Raw genomic sequence first — 18,883 nt, forward strand, 5'->3', positions numbered from 1 at the left:
ATCGAAATACTACTAAATCCTATCAACGCCGATTCATATGATGTTAGTTAAATTTTTATCATATATTCATCATACATGTCAATAAAAATATGTGATATTTTTTTAGGGAAATAAAGGAGATAGGTTTTAACACTAAAAAATGTGCGTTATAATGAATTTGAAAGGGGAGGAAAGAGTGAAGAAAAAAATAATTCTTTTTACCACCTTACTAGTCATTGGCGGAAGTGCTGGCATTTACACAGCTTTTGCAGCTGAATCAGAGCAAGCGAAGCAAAAGCAAGTACAGCAGTCAGAAGTGAAGAAAGCGAAAGAAGCGGAAGAGAAGAAGTCGATGGAGAAAGCAGCTACGAAACTAGGGGTTTCTAGTGATGGAAAAACAAAAGAAGAAATTACGAAAGAAGTAAATAAGGCTAGATTTGAGCAGCGTCATGATTTATTAATTGAGCATGCGAAGCAGCTTGGAATTAATACAGAGGGAAAAAAAGATGAAGAAATTATTTTAGAAATTGGAAAGATACAGCATGGAAAGTAGAACAACTTATCGTATGATAAGTTGTTCTTTTTTAAGAACTATTTGATTTTAAAATAATTGACAGTCATTCAGATTTAATGTTAACTTTATTTGTAAACAAGTTAACATTAGGGGTGACAATTGTGACAATAAATAGTAAAACGATTGAAAAATCATCTTATACATATGAAGAATTAGCAGAGAAAAATAAAGCTTACGTATGGCACCCATTTACACAAATGAAAGATTATTTAGAAGAAGATCCTGTCATTATTGAACGTGGAGAGGGAAGAAAGCTATACGATGTAAATGGTAATGAATATTGGGATGGTGTTTCATCTATATGGTTAAATGTTCACGGACATCAAGTACCGGAATTAGATGAAGCAATTCGTGAGCAATTAAATAAAATTGCTCATTCTACTATGCTAGGACTTGCTAACGTTCCATCTATTTTATTAGCAGAAAAAATTATTGAGGTTGTACCAGATGGATTGAAGAAGGTATTCTATTCTGATTCAGGTTCTACCGCTGTTGAAATTGCAATTAAGATGGCTTTCCAATATTGGCAGCATAAAGGGAAACCAAAGAAACAAAGATTCGTTACATTAAAAGAAGCATATCACGGTGATACAATTGGAGCTGTTTCAGTAGGAGCAATAGACTTGTTTCACCAAGTGTATAGTTCGCTCTTATTTGATGCGATTAAAATGCCGTATCCATATACATATCGTTCTCCTTACGGAAATAATAAGGAGGAAATTGTAAAAAGCCATTTAGAAGAAATGGAAGAATTGTTGAAAGAAAAGCATGAAGAAGTAGCTGCCATCATTGTAGAGCCATTAATGCAAGGTGCTGGCGGGATGATTACAATGCCAAAAGGATATTTAAAAGGACTGCGCGATTTATGTACTAAGTACAATGTATTATTTATTACAGATGAGGTAGCAACTGGATTTGGGCGTACAGGGAAAATGTTTGCTTGTGAACATGAAAATGTGACGCCAGACATTTTAACTGCTGGGAAAGGTTTAACAGGTGGATATTTACCAATTGCAGTTACGGTAACGACAGATGAAATATATAATGCCTTCTTAGGAGAATATGAAGAACAAAAAACATTTTTCCATGGACATAGCTACACAGGCAATCCGTTAGGGTGTGCCGTAGCAATCGCGAATCTAGAACTATATGAAAAAACAAATTTAATAGAAGAAGTGGCACGTAAAACGGATTATGTGGCAGCGCAATTAGAAAAGCTCTTTGCTTATAAACATGTAGGTGATATTCGTCAGTGCGGATTAATGGTTGGTATTGAGCTTGTGAAGAATAAGGAAACGAAAGAAGCGTTTGACTGGACAGAGAGAGTCGGTGTTCAAGTATGTAAACGCTCAAGAGAGCTGGGTATGATTTTACGACCGCTAGGTAACACGATTGTATTTATGCCGCCACTTGCTTCTACTTTTGAAGAGATTGATGATATGTTACGCATTTTATATAAGGCAATCTCGGATGTTACGGAGGGAGAATAATGAGTGGTTTTTTCATAACAGCAACTGATACTGAAGTTGGAAAAACAGTAGTTGCAGGTGCTATAGCAGGTGTATTTAGAGAATTAGGATATAACGTAGGGGTATATAAACCGTTGCAAAGTGGGCATGTTGCATCAAACCCTGAGGGAGATGCGGCAAGGTTAAAATCATTATCAGGTGTACCGACACAAGAAAATGAAATTTGCCCTTATTCTATTGAAGAACCACTTGCTCCGAGACTTGCCATGAAAAGAGCTGGAAGAGTAGTAAAGTTAAAAGAAATTACTGATTACTATAATGGACTATTAAAAGAGTTTAATAGCTTATTTGTAGAAGGAGCAGGTGGGCTTGCTGTCCCATATACAGAAGATGCTTTAGTAATTGATTTTGCAAAAGAATTACAGTTGCCTCTTATTGTAGTAGCTCGTCCTACATTAGGAACAGTAAATCATACAGTGTTAACGATTGCTTACGCAAAGGCGCATGGCTTAACCGTAGCGGGTGTCATTTTATCAGGTTGCAAAGAATGTGAAATGGAAAGAGTGCAAGAAAATAAAGAGATGATTGAAGAGCTGAGCGGGGTACCAGTTTTAGGATTATTACCATTCTTTGCAGGTGAGTTTACGAAAGAAGAAGTATTAGAATCTGCAAAAGAACATATTATGATTTCAAAATTAGAGGAGTTTATCCAAAATGAATCAAACGTGGCGGGCGCACCTTCAATGTAAATTACAACAATTACATGAGCAAGGGCAGTATCGTGATTTGCATGTAACAGAGAAGGCAGAAGAGACTTGGCTTATTCGAGATAAAAAAAGGATGTTAAATTTAGCGTCAAATAATTATTTAGGGTTAGCTGGAGATGAAAGGTTAAAAGAAGCTGCTATTGCCTGTACAAAAAGATATGGAACTGGAGCGACTGCCTCTCGTCTCGTTGTAGGAAATCATCTATTATATGAAGAGGTTGAGAGAAGCATATGTGACTGGAAAGGTACTGAAAGAGCTTTAATTGTAAATAGTGGGTATACGGCAAATATAGGTGCCATATCTTCTTTAGCCTCTCGGCACGATATTGTTTTTAGTGATAAGTTAAATCACGCAAGTATTGTTGATGGAATCATATTAAGCGGGGCAGAGCATAAAAGGTATCGTCATAATGATTTGGATCATTTAGAGAAGTTGTTGAAAATGGCTTCGCCTGAAAAAAGGAAATTAATCGTAACAGATACCGTTTTTAGTATGGACGGTGATACTGCGTATTTGAGAGATTTAGTACAGCTGAAAGAGAAATACGGGGCAATCATTATAGTCGATGAAGCACATGCGAGTGGAATATATGGAATCGGCGGAGCTGGGTTATCTCATATAGAAAAAAATCTTTCTCAAAAAATTGATATACATATGGGGACGTTTAGCAAGGCTTTAGGGTGTTATGGTGCGTATTTGACAGGTGATGAAATTTATATAGAGTATTTACAAAATATGATGAGAAGCTTTATTTTTACTACAGCCTTACCACCAAGTACGTTAGGAGCAGTGCAAAAAGCAATTGAAATTGTAAAAGAAGATAACGAAAGAAGAGAGAACCTTATAGCAAACGGAGAATACTTCAGAACTAAATTAAGGGATGCTGGTTTTGATATTGGAAATAGTTCAACTCATATTGTACCGATTGTAGTCGGTTCAAATGAACATGCTTTACGGTTTAGTAAAAGGTTGCAAGGGGCAGGGATTGCGGCTATTGCAATTCGTCCGCCAACTGTGCCGGTTCATAGTTCTCGAATTCGCTTTGCAGTTACATCGCAACATACAATAGCTGATTTAAAATGGGCTATTGACCGAATTATCCACATTGCGAAAGAAGAGGAGCTTTTCGTATGAATGAGCTAAAGATTATTTTTATCCCCGGATGGGGAATGGAAGAGAATATTTGGGATTTAGTACTTCCGTATTTTAAAGGATATTCTGTTCAATGCATAGATTGGCGTAATGTGAAAGAACGAAGTGAATTTGCGGAACGAATTATAGATGTAGCGCATAATGACAACGTAATATTGGTTGGATGGTCACTAGGAGCGTTAGCAGCAGTTGAAGCTTATAAAAAGATTCAGGCAAAAGGCATCGTATTAATTGGTGGTACTGCTAAATTTACAAATACGAGCGATTACAGTAACGGATGGAATGCTTTGCATGTAGAACGGCTGAAAAGGAATTTGGCGAGAAGGAAAGAAGATACGCTCAAGCGGTTTTATGAAAATATGTTTACGAAAGATGAGCTAAAAGAGAATAAAAACTTTGAAGACATTGTAGACCGTTTTAAAGGTGATTCTATTCAGTCTTTACAACTAGGTTTAGATTATTTAATAGAAACAGATATGAGAGAAGAACTAAAAGAAATTAAAGTACCTATACTACTTATTCACGGAGAACAGGATGTAATATGCCCATTGTCTGCGGCACGTAGTATGACGGAAAATAGCAGCAGCGAGCTGAAAGTAGTAAGTGAAGCAGGGCATGCATTATGTGTGACGAATTTTGAATATTGCGCAAATGAAATAATTCAATTTGTAGAGGGGATACGACATGATCAACAAAACGTTACTACAAAAACGGTTTAATGGGGCAGCCGTATCTTACGATCGATATGCAAATGTACAAAAAAAGATGGCACATTCATTACTTTCAATCTTAAAGGAACGATATAGTGAAACGGCATCAATACGTATTTTAGAACTAGGATGCGGGACGGGGTATGTAACAGAGCAATTATCAAAGTTATTTCCGAAATCACATATTACAGCAGTTGATTTTGCTGAAAGTATGATTGCGATTGCGCAAACTAGACAAAATGTAAAAAATGTAACGTTTCACTGTGAAGATATTGAGCGATTACGATTAAAAGAATCATATGATGTCATTATTTCAAATGCTACATTTCAATGGTTAAATAATTTACAACAAGTGTTAAGAAATTTATTTCAACATTTGTCTATAGATGGGATATTACTCTTTTCAACGTTTGGACATGAAACATTTCAAGAATTGCATGCTTCGTTCCAACGTGCGAAAGAAGAAAGAAATATAAAAAATGAAACATCGATTGGTCAACGTTTTTATTCAAAAGATCAGTTGCTTCATATATGTAAGATAGAAACAGGAGATGTGCATGTTTCTGAAACATGTTACATAGAGAGTTTTACAGAAGTTAAGGAGTTTCTGCATTCTATTCGAAAAGTAGGAGCAACTAATAGCAATGAAGGATCATATTGTCAAAGTCCCTCACTCTTTCGTGCGATGCTACGCATATACGAAAGAGACTTCACGGGAAATGAAGGGATAATGGCAACGTATCATGCTTTATTTATACATATAACAAAAGAGGGGAAGAGATGAAATGAAACAAGTACAAACAAAAAGGGATTGGAAAAAACTTGCATACGACGTAGTGGAAGAGAAAATGATTACGAAAGAAGATGCAATAGCGATATTAGAAGCTGATGATACAGAAGTTTTAGAAATTATGAATGCAGCTTACATTATTCGCCATCATCACTTTGGTAAGAAAGTAAAATTGAATATGATTATTAATACGAAATCTGGATTATGTCCTGAAGATTGTGGATATTGCTCACAGTCTATTATTTCAGAAGCACCGATTGATAAATATGCATGGTTAACGCAGGAGAAGATTGTAGAAGGGGCACATGAAGCAATACGCCGTAAAGCAGGTACATATTGTATTGTAGCGTCTGGTCGTCGTCCGACGGATAAAGAGGTAAATCACGTAATTGGAGCAGTTAAGGAAATTCGTGAAACGACAGACTTGAAGATTTGTTGTTGTTTAGGTTTCTTAAATGAAGATCAAGCAGGACGTTTAGCGGAAGCAGGCGTGCACCGTTATAACCACAACTTAAATACACATGCAAATAATTACGATAGTATTTGTTCAACTCATACGTATGATGATCGTGTTGATACAGTTCAAAAAGCAAAACAAGCGGGCATTTCCCCATGCTCTGGAGCGATTTTTGGCATGGGAGAAACAATTGAAGAGCGTGCTGAAATTGCATTTGAATTACAACGTATAGATGCAGATTCTATCCCTTGTAATTTCCTTGTTGCTGTAAAGGGGACACCTCTTGAAGGGCAAAAAGAGTTAACGCCAGTAGAATGTTTAAAAGTACTGGCAATGATGCGTTTTGTAAACCCAACAAAAGAAATTCGTATTTCAGGAGGGCGTGAAATCAATTTACGTTCTGTACAGCCAATCGGTTTATTTGCAGCAAATTCTATTTTTGTCGGGGACTACTTAACGACAGCTGGACAAGAGCCGACTGCAGACTGGGGTATGATTGCAGATTTAGGATTTGAGATTGAAGAGTGTGCATTATAAGATAGATGAAAAAGCAAACTTGTAAAAGGGTTTGCTTTTTTTGTAAATAAAATGTAATAAATAGTTGTGAACGCCTGTTACTATTGGTTTTTGAACGAAAAAAAGAATTTTTGTGGACGAATTTTCCAAGCCCTAGTTGTACATAGTAAATATGTAATTTATATTGGGTTGGAGGATTTTACATGTACAAATACATATTAGCGATTATGACTTGTTTAATTTTAATAAAAGCAATAAGTTCTGATCCAGTTAAGGCTGCTGAAAATCCTGAACAAAAAGAGATGCAACAAAGAATCGAACAACACTTTCGAACGAAAGCTGAACATTTTGGATTGAAAACGGAAGGAAAAGATTTAAAGGAAGTTAGAAAAGAAATTACTATTATAGAAGAAGCAAAAAAAAGAGAGAATGTATGGAGAACAGCACAAGCTCTTCATATAAAAACAGAAGGAAAAACGATGAATGAATTAATAAAAGATGTACAAAAAAAGGTGAAAAAATAAAAAGAGGCCGTAGCCTCTTTTTTTATGCCCATTGTTTTGATAAGTGAGCCATTTCAATTGCAGCAACAGCTGATTCATATCCTTTATTACCAGCTTTCGTACCTGCGCGTTCAATCGCTTGTTCAATTGTTTCTGTCGTTAATACGCCGAAAATAACTGGGATGTCCATTTGTAGTGATAAAGACGCAACACCTTTTGCTACTTCATTACAAACGTAATCGTAGTGAGTTGTAGCACCTCGGATTACAGTACCTAATGTAATAACAGCATCATACTTTCCGCTACTAGCCATCTTTTTAGCGATTAAAGGAATTTCAAATGCACCAGGAACCCAAGCAACATCAATATCACTTTCTTCTACACCGTGACGCTTTAATCCGTCTAAAGCGCCGCCAAGTAACTTACTTGTAATAAATTCGTTAAAACGTCCAACAACAACTCCAACTTTTAATCCTGTACCAACTAAATGACCTTCGAATACCATAATAAATCTCTCCTTTAATTATAAGTTTAGTAAGTGTCCTAATTTGTTTACTTTCGTTTGTAAATACGATTTATTCTCTTCTTTTGCTGGCATTTGCAACGGTACACGCTCGATTACTTCTAAATCGTAACCTTGTAAGCCAGCAATTTTTCTTGGGTTATTCGTTAATAATCGTAAACTCTGTAAACCTAAATCTTTTAATATTTGAGCACCGATACCGTAATCACGAAGATCAGCAGGGAAGCCGAGTTTTTCATTTGCTTCTACAGTATCGAATCCTTCTTCTTGTAATTTATAAGCACGAAGCTTATTAAGAAGCCCAATGCCTCTTCCTTCTTGCCTCATATAAAGAAGAACACCTTTTCCTTCACGCTCAATTTGAGCAAGTGCTGCATGGAGTTGTGGTCCGCAATCGCAGCGATGTGAACCGAATACATCTCCTGTTAAGCATTCAGAATGAACACGCACAAGTACCGGTTCACCTGTTGAAATATCACCTTTTACAAGTGCGATATGTTCTTTCGTATCTAATGAGTTAGAATAGCCAATTGCGTGGAAAGTACCGAAATCTGTAGGTAATGTAATTTCCACTTCTCTCGTCACAAGTGTTTCATGATGGCGGCGGTAAGCAATTAAATCTTCTATTGTAATCATTTTTATATCAAATTGTTTTGCGCATTCTATTAAATCAGGTACACGTGCCATCGTGCCGTCCTCATTTATAATCTCGCAAATAACTCCAGCTGGTTCGGCACCGCATAGCTTTGCTAAATCAACAGCAGCTTCTGTATGACCTGCACGACGCAGGACACCGCCTTCTTTCGCAATTAATGGAAAGATATGTCCAGGTCGATTGAAATCAGCGCCTTTTGATGCGGGGTTTAACAATTCTTGTATCGTAGTTGCACGTTCGTGAGCGCTAATCCCTGTTGTTGTAGAGACATGGTCAATGCTCACTGTAAACGCAGTATGATGTGAATCTGTATTATGAGATACCATTGGTTCTAATTGTAGACGTTCTGCGTACCCTTCCGTAATCGGTACACAAACGAGACCACGGCCATGTGTAATCATAAAATTAATTGTTTCTGGTGTAATGTACTCTGCTAAAGCAATAAAATCGCCTTCATTTTCTCGGTTTTCATCATCACATACGATAACGACTTTACCTTTTTTTAAATCTTCTAGAGCTTCTTCAATACGATGAAACATTGTGCTTCCCCCTTATAGAAATCCGTTTTCTTGTAAAAAGCTTTCGGTCATTGAACCTACTCGTTTTGTAGGTTTAGTAATAAAGCGTTCGATATATTTACCAATCATGTCACACTCAATGTTTACGATATCTCCGGCATTTTTTTCTCCAATGACAGATTCGCTTACTGTGTGCGGGATGAGTGAAATCGTTATGGAAGATTCGTCTATATCAAATATCGTTAAACTCGTTCCATCAACAGCAATGGACCCTTTCTGCAAACAATAGCGCAGCAGGTCATCAGAAATTGCTATTTTGTAATAGACGGCATTGTAATGTTGTTTTTTATTTAAAATCGTTCCGATTCCATCAATATGTCCTGAAACGAAATGTCCACCGAATCGTCCGTTTGCAGCCATTGCTCGCTCTAAATTTACTTTAGAGTGCGGTTTAAGCATGCGAAGTGATGTCGACTGCATCGTTTCAGGCATTGCATCAACTGTAAATGAAGTAGTTGTAAAGTTTGTTACAGTTAAGCAAATACCGTTAACCGCGATACTATCACCTAAGTGAACATCTGATAAAATTTTCTTTGCATGAATCGTTAATTTCATCGCTTCTCCGCTTTGTTGCATGTTTGCTATCGTTCCTAATTCTTCTACAATTCCTGTAAACATTTCGTCACCTCGTTTCGGGCATTCGCAACGATTTTTATATCATCACCAATTTGTTTCATCTCTTGAATTTTCAAGGAAAGCGCATCTTGTAATTTTGAAAAACCATTTCCTCCAAATAAAGTAGGAGCATCTTTCCCACCAATTAATTTCGGGCTTATATAGGTTACAATTTCATTAAAATTGTTTGTTTTTAAGAAACTTGCATGAATCGATTGGCCACCTTCAACGAATAGAGAAAGAATTTGTTTCTCTCCAAGAAAGGAAAGAAGGTCCTCGATTTCTATATGCTTCGTTTCCATTTGGAATATAGCTATATTTTTAGATTCATAAGAAGATATCTTCTCTTTCTTTACATCCTTACCGACAATAATCCATGTCGGTGCTAAACCATCTGTTATAACATGAGAAGATGGTGGCGTTCGTAAATGGGTATCTAAAACAACGCGAATAGGATGTTTCCCACCATTTGGAATTCTTGTTGTTAAATGAGGATTATCAGCTATAACTGTATTCACTCCAACAAGAATTGCATCATGTGTATGGCGATATTGGTGAACATCAGCACGTGCTTCTTCACCTGTAATCCACTTACTTTCACCAGTTACAGTTGCTGTTTTTCCATCTAAGCTCATCGCTGTTTTGATTGTTACAAAAGGGCGCTTCGTTTTCATGTAGTGAAAAAAGTAGCGATTTAATAAAACTGCTTCTGCTTCAAGAACACCGGTAGTTACTTCAATTCTAGCTTCCTCTAATCTTCTTTTTCCGTTACCAGAAACGAGCGGATTACAATCGAGAGTAGCAATTACAACACGCTTAACTCCTTTTTCGATGAGCAATTCACAACAAGGTGGTGTTTTTCCAAAGTGGCTACACGGTTCCAGTGTTACATAAACGGTAGCGTCTTTGGCGTTCTGACCAGCCATTTGAAGGGCATGAACTTCTGCGTGTTCTTCACCAGCTCGTAAATGAGCCCCCATACCAACGATGTTTCCATCTTTTACAACAACAGCACCAACCATAGGATTTGGACTTGTTTGTCCTGATGTCCCTTCTGCTAACTGCAGGGCAATCCTCATATATTCTTGATCTGTCATTTTCTTCACCTCTCCTAAAAAAATCAAAAAACCCCAAGGATTTAATATCCTTGGGGTTTGGGAGACGTGATTTCTAGAAATATAGTTTGAATACGAAAGCATAGGAAAGAAACCTAACGATAATTGATATTTCTGCATAAGGAAAAAACCTAGCAAAATATCGAATTTTTAAACGCTAGTTGTCTCTTTTTATTTCAGTATAAAAAATAAGTATAGAAAATTAAACATATATAAAGAATCAAAATGAATCTTTAAAAATATGCATACTGAAATAAAAGTGTATTCACTATATAAAAAACTAGAAACATATCCTTCTCCCATCCAGACTATACTGTCGGCCCTAGAGTTTCACTAGATCCACCGTTTTCGAGTTGAAAACGGGTCACGGACTTAGAAGTTTTCACTTCATCACCGCCGGTTGGGAATTTCACCCGACCCCGAAGGATGCTGTTTGCTCAAATTATAGCACAAAAAAAATAAAAGGCTAGTAAAAAATATTCGAATGTGAAGAATTGTGTGAAAATATATGCAGGCTGGAATGGAAATAAAAGTATTAGAAATGTTGTAAGGAGAAGGGATATAACGGAGTTGCTAAAAAGAAAAAACATGCACAAAAAAATGTGCATGTCACATGTAAAATTATTCTGCCTCTGGTGCTCTAACAACAGACTCGAATTTACCTTTATGCGAAGCGTCGCAATAAGGCATATTTTTTGATAAACCACAACGGCATAAAGAAAATGCCGGTTTTGCTGGGAATACATTCCCTTGTGAGTCGACTAATTCCACGTCCCCTGTAACGCGAAAAGAGCCATTATCATTTACTTTAATTTGTACTTTTGCCAACGTTATCCCTCCTTCCCAAACGCTTAATTTCATCATATAATCAAGGGAAGTGCTTGACAATATAAAAAGAGCACTTTGTTTGAGAAAGAAGAGAGTGTTATAATAGTTTTCATAACTGACTAGAGTAAGGTGACGAGAGATGGATAAACAATTACATACATTACGAAACATTGCAAATGAGCGCACGTGGGCATCATTTTTGAATGATAATCATCCATATAGTTTGTTACATTGGTCCATTGCAGGTGTAGGGCAAGAGGCAAAGGATGTTTGGTTACTTCAAGATGAAGTAACATTTCAAACGACAGAATTCCCAACGTTAGATGATGCAATGCAATGGATTTCTGAAAATATGGAACAAGTTACAGACGTTTTAGCGCAATAAAAAACAGGCTTATGCAAGCCTGTTTTTTGTTTCTTTCACATATGTGTTTAAAAATTGATCGACGGCTGCTTCGTACTCTTCTTTATTTTCGTTATAAGAGCAAGCGTGTGCACCGTGTTCTGCAATATAAAGCTGCTTATTATTTTCTTTCGCTTCATATAACGCTTTTGTCATATCAGCTAAAATATAGTCGTCATCTTTACTATGAATAAAGAGAACGGGATTGTTAATGTTTTTTATACAGTCGATTGGTGAAACTTCACGAATTGTATAACCGTCACGAACTTTTAAAAATGCGTTTGCTAAAGGTAATAAAGGCCATTTTGGTAGATGGAATTCAACCTTTAAACGGTGCTGTAATTGTCCGTGAAAATCAGAGAAAGGACAATCTGCAATATAGAAATCAGCACCATCTTCTACAAGTCCTGCGTATTGAAGAAGTGTTGCAGCTCCCATAGATTCACCATGAATACCAAGTGTAATATTGGTGCCAAAACGGTTTTTTAGCCAGTCAACTACGGATTTTAAATCATGTTTTTCATAGTATCCATAGCTTGTTGTTTTTCCGCCAGTTTTACCATGACGACGATGATCGTAAATGAGGACGTTATATCCCCTTTTTAAGAATAAGTTTGCATATTTTACAGAGTTTATTTTATTTACAGTTACACCGTGGCAAAAAACCATAAACTTATTGGTGGAATGACCAGCAGGAATGTAATATCCGTGAAGGTCGTATCCGAATTGTGAAGGGATATGAATTTCTTCTTTATGAAGAGCATCAAAATCCTCTATACGAAAATGTTTTTTCGTTTCTCTTTCGAGTACTTCTTCCTCTGTTTTTTTCTTTAAGTACATCACTTTATTTGTAAAGAAAATCCCAAGGGCAGTTATTGCACCTAGTATAGTAAACAATGCTGCAAAAAAACGTTTCATACTTTACCTCATCCTCCAAATACCGTTACATGTGATACACTTATATTGTATCACAATGATATAAAAGGGGAGAAATAGGAAATGCTGCATATACAAAAAATTACGCCAGCGATGAAAGAAACAATCCGAATGTTTATGTGTGAGAACTGGGGAAGTTCATTGATGGTTTCACGTGGTAAGGGACATCAGTTAGAAGAGTTGCCAGGATTTGTTGCGCTCTCAGATGACAGAATAATCGGAATTATAACGTATGAAGTGACCGGAAATATATGCGAAATTGTATCGCTAGATAGCTTTGAAGAAAGAAAAGGAATAGGGACGAAACTTGTGGATTGTGTATTACAAGTTGCAGAAGAAGAACGGTGCAGACAGGTTTTGCTTATTACAACAAATGATAATATGAATGCGTTACGATTTTACCAAAAACGTAATTTTGTAATGACTAATTTATATGTGAATGCGGTAGAGGAGGCACGAAAAATAAAGAAAGAAATTCCACGTATGGGATATGATAATATCCCAATTTTACATGAAATTCAGTTGGAGTATCGTTTAGTGAAATGATGTAACAATTTTCAGAAATGTGAGTTATTAATCTTGACGGATAGTGTAATTTAGGTTACCGTAAAATTGTAATCTATTACCATATTAAGGGGTGACGATGTGGCAACTATACGTGATGTTGCAAAATTGGCAGGTGTTTCAGTCGCAACCGTTTCACGAGTTATTAATGAAAAAGGATACGTTCATGAGGACACAGTAAAACAAGTAAAGGAAGCAATTGAAGAATTACGTTATAGGCCAAACAGTGCAGCGAAGCCACTATTTAAAGAGAATTCAACGATAATTGCATTACTTGTAGATAATTTATGTAACCAATCAAACATCACTTTGCTACATTGTATTGAGGAAATAGCATATAAAGAAGGCTATCAAATCATTATTTGTAATATAGAGAATAAAGATAGATACATACATATGCTGAAGCAAAATAACATTGCAGGTGTTATTTTGACGAGAGCAGTTTTTAAAAGTGTAGGAGAAATTCCATTTCCGTTTGTTGTGATCGATGAGCAACAATCACATGGAAATTATTATGAAAGTGGACAGAGAGCTGTTTCTTTATTAAAAGAGAAAGGGTGTCATTTTCTTGCATATTTCGGTGAGGGAGAAGAAAGTGAAGAAATGGAAGATCATATAGCAGGGTTTTTAGACGCTGTTTGGGATGAAGGAATCTCTTATCGAGAAGAATGTGTACAAGGGTATACAAATAAACAATTTATTACATTATTGCAAAACAATCCGTATATAGATGGAATTGTAGCCTCAAGTGATCAGATTGCTATTGAGTTAATTCGGTCAGCGAGATTTCTAAATATACATATACCAGATAAATTAAAAATTGTTGGACCGAATGGGAGTATAGAGTGTGAATGGATAGGTTCATCACTACCGACAATTGAAAGCTATGTCAAAGATAACGGAAAAGTAGCTTTTCAACAATTAAAAGGAAAAATAAAAAAGTAAAAGGTGCGTTTTATACGCACCTTTTTATAATGTAATTGCGGCAATAAAGCCAAATATAAGTAACGGTATATTGTAATGTAGAAAAGTGGGTACACATGTATCCCATATATGATGGTGCTGACCATCAGCATTTAAACCGGATGTTGGTCCAAGGGTACTATCCGATGCTGGAGATCCTGCGTCACCTAGTGCTCCGGCTGTACCGATAATTGCAATTGTGGCCATTGGACTAAATCCAAGCTGAATGCAAAGAGGTACAAAAATGGTTGTTAAGATAGGGATGGTTGAAAAGGATGAACCAATTCCCATCGTAACGAGAAGTCCAATAACGAGCATAAGAAATGCAGCGAGTGGTTTGTTATTTCCAATTATATGTGCACTCGTTTGCACCAGAGATTCAACATGTCCTGTTTTTCGAAGAACAGCGCCGAATCCAGCGGCAGCAATCATAACAAAGCCAATAAAGGACATCATACGCATTCCGCTTGTTAATATCGCATCTGCTTCTTTAAGTGGTAGACTGCCACTAACTGATAAGACGATAATACCTGCTAAAGCACCGAAAATCATTGATTCTGTTGTTAATTGAACAGTTAATGTAGCAATGATAGATAATAACCCGAAAGTAATGCTACGTTTTGTATAGGGAACGATTTCATTTTCGGTAGTATGAATTTGTTCTGTTTCATACGTACGAGGTTTTCGGTACGTAATGAATACCGCTACACATAATCCAATAATCATACCAATTGCTGGAATAGTCATTGCTTTTGGAATAAGTGTGACATCAAATGTAAGGCCGCTTTGCGCAGCGTTGGTTTGTAATACGTCATGATAAATTTTTCCGAATCCTGCAGGGATCCACATATAAGGAGTAATCAATCCAAATGTAATAATACATGTGACAAGTCTGCGATCCACTTTCAGCTCATTTAATACTTTTAAAAGTGCTGGAATTAAGATGGGGATGAAAGCAATGTGAACAGGAATCACATTTTGTGAGAAACAAGCCATCGTTAAAATAATGAATAAAATAAGTATTTTAGAATAAACTTGTTTTTTCGTGTCTTGTTCATGGCCAATCCATTTTAATGCAGTTTGAATCATAGCATCTGGAAGTCCTGTTTTGGAAAGGGAAATAGCGAAACCACCAAGCATTGCATAACTTAAAGCGATTGGAGCACTGTTTCCAAGACCAGTTGTAAAAGTGTTAATCGTTTCTGAAATACCGAGTCCGCCGATAAGTCCGCCTGTTAAAGCTCCAACAATGATGGCGACAATGACCTGGACACGTAACAAACTAAGCAATAGCATAATTGCTACTGCGACGAGTACAGCGTTCATAATAAATGTAATCTCCCTAAATTTTTATTCTGTTAAGACAAGTAAATATGAAACATTTTGCTATGTTTATACATGCTTGCGACATATTATTATAAAATGTTTTCTATGAAATGTAAAAGAGCCTTTTGTTACTAATGCTGAAAAGCTAGCTCTTGTTTAATTGATTGTAAAGAATTAGCGAATAATTCTGGTTCTTCTAAATCAGGAGAATGTGCTGAATTTGGGAACCAAATCATCTTTTTTATAGGCGCTTCAATAATATCGCAATATTCCTGAACGAGTGCATAAGGAGTTTGATAATCATAGCGACCAGAACAAAAATAAACTGGAATAGATAAACTTGAAATAGAAGAAAAGAAATCGATTGTCAGCATTTCTTCCCATAAAACACCAGATTTTAAATTTCCTGCGAGAAACTTGAACCAATCTAATAGCGTATATTCAGGAGAAAAGAAACCTTTTCGTATGAAAGAAAAGGAAGATCCGTTTTGGATTGCGCCTCCAAATGTGCCAAGCCACTTTCTTTGAATAATGAGACGTCTCGTATCTAAAAATGGTGGTTTGCCTAATTTTAAAAGGGAAGCTAATGCTTTTTTATGATCATGTTTTTTTGCAGAATGAATTAAATGTTGATATAGCAATTCTTCATTTTGTTTCATATGTACAATTTGCCCAATACCGATGTAAGCCTCGATATACTTTGGATATTGATGTGCTATGTTAAGCCCAATAATACTTCCCCAAGAATGACCAGCGAGAAATAGTTTTTGTTTGTTGAACTTTTTAAGTACATATTGAATCACTTCTTTTGCATCGGAAACGAATTGTTCGATTGTGAAATTTGCTCCGAAATCTTTCATTGAAAAGGATTTACCAGCCCCGCGCTGATCCCAATTAATAACAATAAATTGCTTCTCTAATTCTTTTTGAAAATGGCGAATAAATCCGATTTGTGCCATCCCAGGTCCGCCGTGACAGCATAATAAAATAGGTTGCTCTACGTTTTGTCCACGCATAAGGAGAGTTTGTTTTCGATTATTAATCATAACGCTTTCTATCGTAGCGATACTATTAGGAATGAGTTGTTTGTTTTCGTTATAGAACTGAGGGGTGTAGCTACGAAAAAGCATATTGAAAACCTCCTTTTGTGAAATCGTATGAATCGCACAGGCTATTCATTTTGCATATACTGTTAGAAAATCATTGTAACATACCATACTAGTGTCATTTCAACACGGGAGGAGGGAAATTGTGACGATTGGAGAAATTATAGATGGTTTAAATAGACGTGAATCCATCGCTATTATAGCAAAACGTCTTGAAATAAGCCCGTATACATTATCGAAGAAATTAAGATTGATTGGATACGAATATGATGGAGAGCAGAAGAAACGTATTTTTGTAGGAGATGGAGAAGAACCACGTCACTTACAACTCCAAGAAGCGACCGCCCTTCAATATGAGAAAACAGATTATCAATTATTAATTTATGAGCAATTACAAAGCATTTATGAGTTATTAAGAAAAAGAGAAGAAGTAATTGCACCAATTGTGAGTAAAAGTACAGAGAAAAAGAGACGGACCTTTTCTATTAATACAGAAATATTAGCAAGATTGGACCTTATATCAGAATCGAAAGGAATTCAAAAATCTAAACTTGTAGAAGAGGCGTTGCAACAATTTTTACAGCAATATGAAGTTGACAAAACATCACATTTTGATAACTAAAGAAAAGGATACTGTGTTCATTAGAAGAACGAGTATCCTTTTTATGATGTATATTACGTATAAAATAGAGGATCAGTACAAATCCTTTATGCGTGAAAAATGAAATTTATTATTAGAGAAACACTTAATTTACTTTTTGAATTCTTCCATCAATAACTGGCTGAATTGGTTCTTTTAATTGTTTTACGTAATTGACTAACGCTTCAAAGTCGTTTGGCCCAGTTTCTGCATTTTTACCATTTTTAAATGATACGAATCCATCACCGCCAGAAGCTAAGAAGGCATTTGCAACTACGCTATACGTTGTAGATGGAGATAATTCTTCTCCGTTTGTTAAACGTATATTTGTAACTTTTTCACCGTTTGGTTTATTTGCATCCCACGTATATTGAATACCTGAAATTTGAAGCATTCTTGTTGTTCCCTTTTGCCATTGCTGATTTAAAATATCGCGAATGTCTTGACCTGTTAAATTTACTTTAATCAATTGATTTCCAAAAGGTTGAATGCCGTATAACTCACCCCACGTAATATCACCAGCATCTAAGTCATTACGAATGCCACCAGGATTCATGAGGGAGATTTGAGTTTGCATCGTTTGACGCTGAGCATCGGCAACTAAATTTCCAAGAGTGGACTCACCAGCATCATTTTGTTTACGGTCGATAGGTGCTGTAGATTTTCCGACCACTTCATTTACAAGTGGTGCGATTTTTTCTTTATATTGATCTAGTTTTTTCTTTACTTGTTTATCAGGTTCTACACCTTCATGATACGTTGTAACAACTTCAGCTTTTTTCTTTACAATATCCTTTGTTTTACGATCAATTGTTACATCGACGTCTGAGAAAGCCATTCCGTATGAATTTGCTTGGACAATTAGTTTATTATTTACTGTACCATTTACATACGTATGACTATGTCCACCGAAGATAACATCAACTTCTGGGTCTGTTTCATTTGCAATTCGAGTAAGGTCGCCATTTGTTACCCCAGACTCATCGGTTGTTCCACCGACATGAGCAAGAACGACGATAGATTTAACGCCGAGGCGTTTTAATTGTTGTGTTGATTTATTAATTGCTTCTACTTCATCAGTAATTTGTACATTGTTAAGCATCGTAGGCATAACAACATTTGGTGTATCAGTTGTAACAACCCCAATGAATCCTACAGGAACACCATCTACCATTTTTACAGTAAATGGTGGTAAAAATAAGCGGCCAGTTGATTTGTTATAGAAATTAGCAGCTACATAGGGGAAGTTAGCCCCTTTGAAATTTCCTGTTTTTTCATGATATCCACCGTAAATGAGGCGTTTCATTTCATCAATGCCTTCATCAAATTCATGGTTCCCGATTGTACCGACATCAAATTTTAAGTCATTTAAAAATTCAATCGTCGGTTCATCTTGTAATAATGCTGAAACTGGTGGACTAGCTCCGACGATATCACCAGCATGTACGAGAAGTGTATTAGGGTTTTGTTTTTTATGTTCTTTTAAATAAGTAGCTAAGTAATCAGCGCCACCAGCTTCTTTATTATTGATTTTTTTAACAGTATCTAGTTGTCCATGGAGATCATTAATACCAAGCATTTGTACGTCTATGTAGCGGTTTTGTTCAGCTGGATTCTGAGATGGGGGAGCGGCAAATACGCTTGAAAAAGTAATGGTGCTTAAAACAGCAACGGCAGGAATAATTTTTTTCCACATAATATAATTCTCCTTTT

21 protein-coding genes, 1 riboswitch and 1 other annotated feature (1 of these 23 only partly in view) are annotated in these 18,883 nt (G+C 36.2%); of the genes, 12 read left to right on the top strand and 9 right to left on the bottom strand.

The window, feature by feature from the left end:
• Positions 1-35: a binding site (T-box leader), on the bottom strand; it reaches 186 nt to the left of the window's first position.
• Between the two features lie 140 nt (positions 36-175).
• The 8 genes from HMAS_RS03900 to HMAS_RS03935 all read left to right on the top strand — a co-directional run bounded on the left by HMAS_RS03900 (position 176) and on the right by HMAS_RS03935 (position 6,939).
• The gene (locus HMAS_RS03900; protein ID WP_000726896.1) at positions 176-532 is read left to right on the top strand and encodes a hypothetical protein; all 357 of its coding nucleotides are present in this window, start codon (positions 176-178) and stop codon (positions 530-532) included.
• A 77-nt stretch (positions 533-609) separates the two neighbouring features.
• On the top strand, positions 610-2,043 hold the full coding sequence (gene bioA, locus HMAS_RS03905) for an adenosylmethionine--8-amino-7-oxononanoate transaminase (protein WP_044307303.1): 1,434 nt from the start codon (positions 610-612) through the stop codon (positions 2,041-2,043).
• On the top strand, positions 2,043-2,771 hold the full coding sequence (gene bioD / locus HMAS_RS03910) for a dethiobiotin synthase (RefSeq protein ID WP_000012476.1): 729 nt from the start codon (positions 2,043-2,045) through the stop codon (positions 2,769-2,771). The genes bioA and bioD overlap by 1 nt, the downstream gene beginning before the upstream one ends.
• On the top strand, positions 2,737-3,924 hold the full coding sequence (bioF, locus tag HMAS_RS03915; protein WP_001077286.1) for an 8-amino-7-oxononanoate synthase: 1,188 nt from the start codon (positions 2,737-2,739) through the stop codon (positions 3,922-3,924). Before bioD ends, bioF begins: the two co-directional genes overlap by 35 nt.
• Entirely contained in the window at positions 3,921-4,661 is a 741-nt protein-coding gene (locus tag HMAS_RS03920; protein ID WP_001004172.1) for an alpha/beta fold hydrolase, read from the top strand. The genes bioF and HMAS_RS03920 overlap by 4 nt, the downstream gene beginning before the upstream one ends.
• Complete coding sequence (gene bioC, locus HMAS_RS03925; protein WP_098955563.1) at positions 4,627-5,436, top strand: malonyl-ACP O-methyltransferase BioC; 810 nt, start codon at positions 4,627-4,629, stop codon at positions 5,434-5,436. Before HMAS_RS03920 ends, bioC begins: the two co-directional genes overlap by 35 nt.
• A gap of 1 nt (position 5,437) precedes the next feature.
• Positions 5,438-6,436, top strand: a complete 999-nt coding sequence (bioB, locus tag HMAS_RS03930) for a biotin synthase (RefSeq protein ID WP_000815856.1) — start codon at positions 5,438-5,440, stop codon at positions 6,434-6,436.
• A 182-nt stretch (positions 6,437-6,618) separates the two neighbouring features.
• A complete protein-coding gene (locus tag HMAS_RS03935; protein WP_000280032.1) occupies positions 6,619-6,939 on the top strand; it encodes a hypothetical protein in 321 nt (106 codons plus the stop codon).
• 22 nt (positions 6,940-6,961) lie between these two features.
• Here HMAS_RS03935 and ribH read toward each other — a convergent pair whose 3' ends face one another.
• The 5 genes from ribH to HMAS_RS03960 all read right to left on the bottom strand — a co-directional run bounded on the left by ribH (position 6,962) and on the right by HMAS_RS03960 (position 11,232).
• Positions 6,962-7,423, bottom strand: coding sequence for a 6,7-dimethyl-8-ribityllumazine synthase (gene ribH, locus HMAS_RS03940; protein WP_000230899.1), 462 nt, complete (start codon positions 7,421-7,423; stop codon positions 6,962-6,964).
• An 18-nt stretch (positions 7,424-7,441) separates the two neighbouring features.
• Positions 7,442-8,635 carry a bifunctional 3,4-dihydroxy-2-butanone 4-phosphate synthase/GTP cyclohydrolase II gene (ribBA, locus tag HMAS_RS03945; protein ID WP_000468975.1) on the bottom strand — a complete coding sequence of 398 codons (1,194 nt, stop codon included), beginning with the start codon at positions 8,633-8,635 and terminating at the stop codon, positions 7,442-7,444.
• A 12-nt stretch (positions 8,636-8,647) separates the two neighbouring features.
• Positions 8,648-9,292 carry a riboflavin synthase subunit alpha gene (gene ribE / locus HMAS_RS03950; RefSeq protein ID WP_000493900.1) on the bottom strand — a complete coding sequence of 215 codons (645 nt, stop codon included), beginning with the start codon at positions 9,290-9,292 and terminating at the stop codon, positions 8,648-8,650.
• Entirely contained in the window at positions 9,274-10,386 is a 1,113-nt protein-coding gene (gene ribD / locus HMAS_RS03955; protein ID WP_000131988.1) for a bifunctional diaminohydroxyphosphoribosylaminopyrimidine deaminase/5-amino-6-(5-phosphoribosylamino)uracil reductase RibD, read from the bottom strand. The genes ribE and ribD overlap by 19 nt, the downstream gene beginning before the upstream one ends.
• A 305-nt stretch (positions 10,387-10,691) precedes the next feature.
• Positions 10,692-10,835: riboswitch (FMN riboswitch) on the bottom strand.
• 190 nt (positions 10,836-11,025) lie between these two features.
• On the bottom strand, positions 11,026-11,232 hold the full coding sequence (locus HMAS_RS03960) for a CDGSH iron-sulfur domain-containing protein (RefSeq protein WP_001151582.1): 207 nt from the start codon (positions 11,230-11,232) through the stop codon (positions 11,026-11,028).
• A 139-nt stretch (positions 11,233-11,371) separates the two neighbouring features.
• Here HMAS_RS03960 and HMAS_RS03965 point away from each other — a divergent pair, with 139 nt between their 5' ends.
• On the top strand, positions 11,372-11,617 hold the full coding sequence (locus HMAS_RS03965) for a DUF2552 family protein (protein WP_000360793.1): 246 nt from the start codon (positions 11,372-11,374) through the stop codon (positions 11,615-11,617).
• Between the two features lie 9 nt (positions 11,618-11,626).
• Here HMAS_RS03965 and HMAS_RS03970 read toward each other — a convergent pair whose 3' ends face one another.
• Positions 11,627-12,553 carry an alpha/beta hydrolase gene (locus HMAS_RS03970; RefSeq protein ID WP_000819234.1) on the bottom strand — a complete coding sequence of 309 codons (927 nt, stop codon included), beginning with the start codon at positions 12,551-12,553 and terminating at the stop codon, positions 11,627-11,629.
• 81 nt (positions 12,554-12,634) lie between these two features.
• Between HMAS_RS03970 and HMAS_RS03975 the strand changes: the two genes are divergently transcribed.
• Both HMAS_RS03975 and HMAS_RS03980 read left to right on the top strand, forming a co-directional pair.
• The gene (locus HMAS_RS03975; RefSeq protein WP_070179483.1) at positions 12,635-13,117 is read left to right on the top strand and encodes a GNAT family N-acetyltransferase; all 483 of its coding nucleotides are present in this window, start codon (positions 12,635-12,637) and stop codon (positions 13,115-13,117) included.
• Positions 13,118-13,216: 99 nt separating this feature from the next.
• Entirely contained in the window at positions 13,217-14,080 is an 864-nt protein-coding gene (locus tag HMAS_RS03980) for a LacI family DNA-binding transcriptional regulator (RefSeq protein WP_000201346.1), read from the top strand.
• Positions 14,081-14,104: 24 nt separating this feature from the next.
• On the opposite strand, the gene HMAS_RS03985 is transcribed toward HMAS_RS03980, so the two are convergent.
• On the bottom strand, positions 14,105-15,424 hold the full coding sequence (locus HMAS_RS03985) for a Na+/H+ antiporter family protein (protein ID WP_025709122.1): 1,320 nt from the start codon (positions 15,422-15,424) through the stop codon (positions 14,105-14,107).
• A gap of 131 nt (positions 15,425-15,555) precedes the next feature.
• On the bottom strand, positions 15,556-16,554 hold the full coding sequence (locus tag HMAS_RS03990) for an alpha/beta fold hydrolase (protein WP_000898970.1): 999 nt from the start codon (positions 16,552-16,554) through the stop codon (positions 15,556-15,558).
• A gap of 121 nt (positions 16,555-16,675) precedes the next feature.
• On the opposite strand from HMAS_RS03990, the gene HMAS_RS03995 reads away from it, so the two are divergent.
• A complete protein-coding gene (locus HMAS_RS03995; RefSeq protein ID WP_000151931.1) occupies positions 16,676-17,152 on the top strand; it encodes a ribbon-helix-helix domain-containing protein in 477 nt (158 codons plus the stop codon).
• 124 nt (positions 17,153-17,276) lie between these two features.
• Here the strand turns inward: HMAS_RS03995 and HMAS_RS04000 are convergent, their stop codons facing one another.
• Positions 17,277-18,866, bottom strand: a complete 1,590-nt coding sequence (locus HMAS_RS04000; RefSeq protein WP_000265553.1) for a bifunctional metallophosphatase/5'-nucleotidase — start codon at positions 18,864-18,866, stop codon at positions 17,277-17,279.
• Between the last annotated feature and the right edge of the window lie 17 nt (positions 18,867-18,883).

Origin of the sequence: Bacillus sp. HMA207 (assembly GCF_003402455.1) — a bacterium.
Lineage (GTDB): Bacteria > Bacillota > Bacilli > Bacillales > Bacillaceae_G > Bacillus_A > Bacillus_A cereus.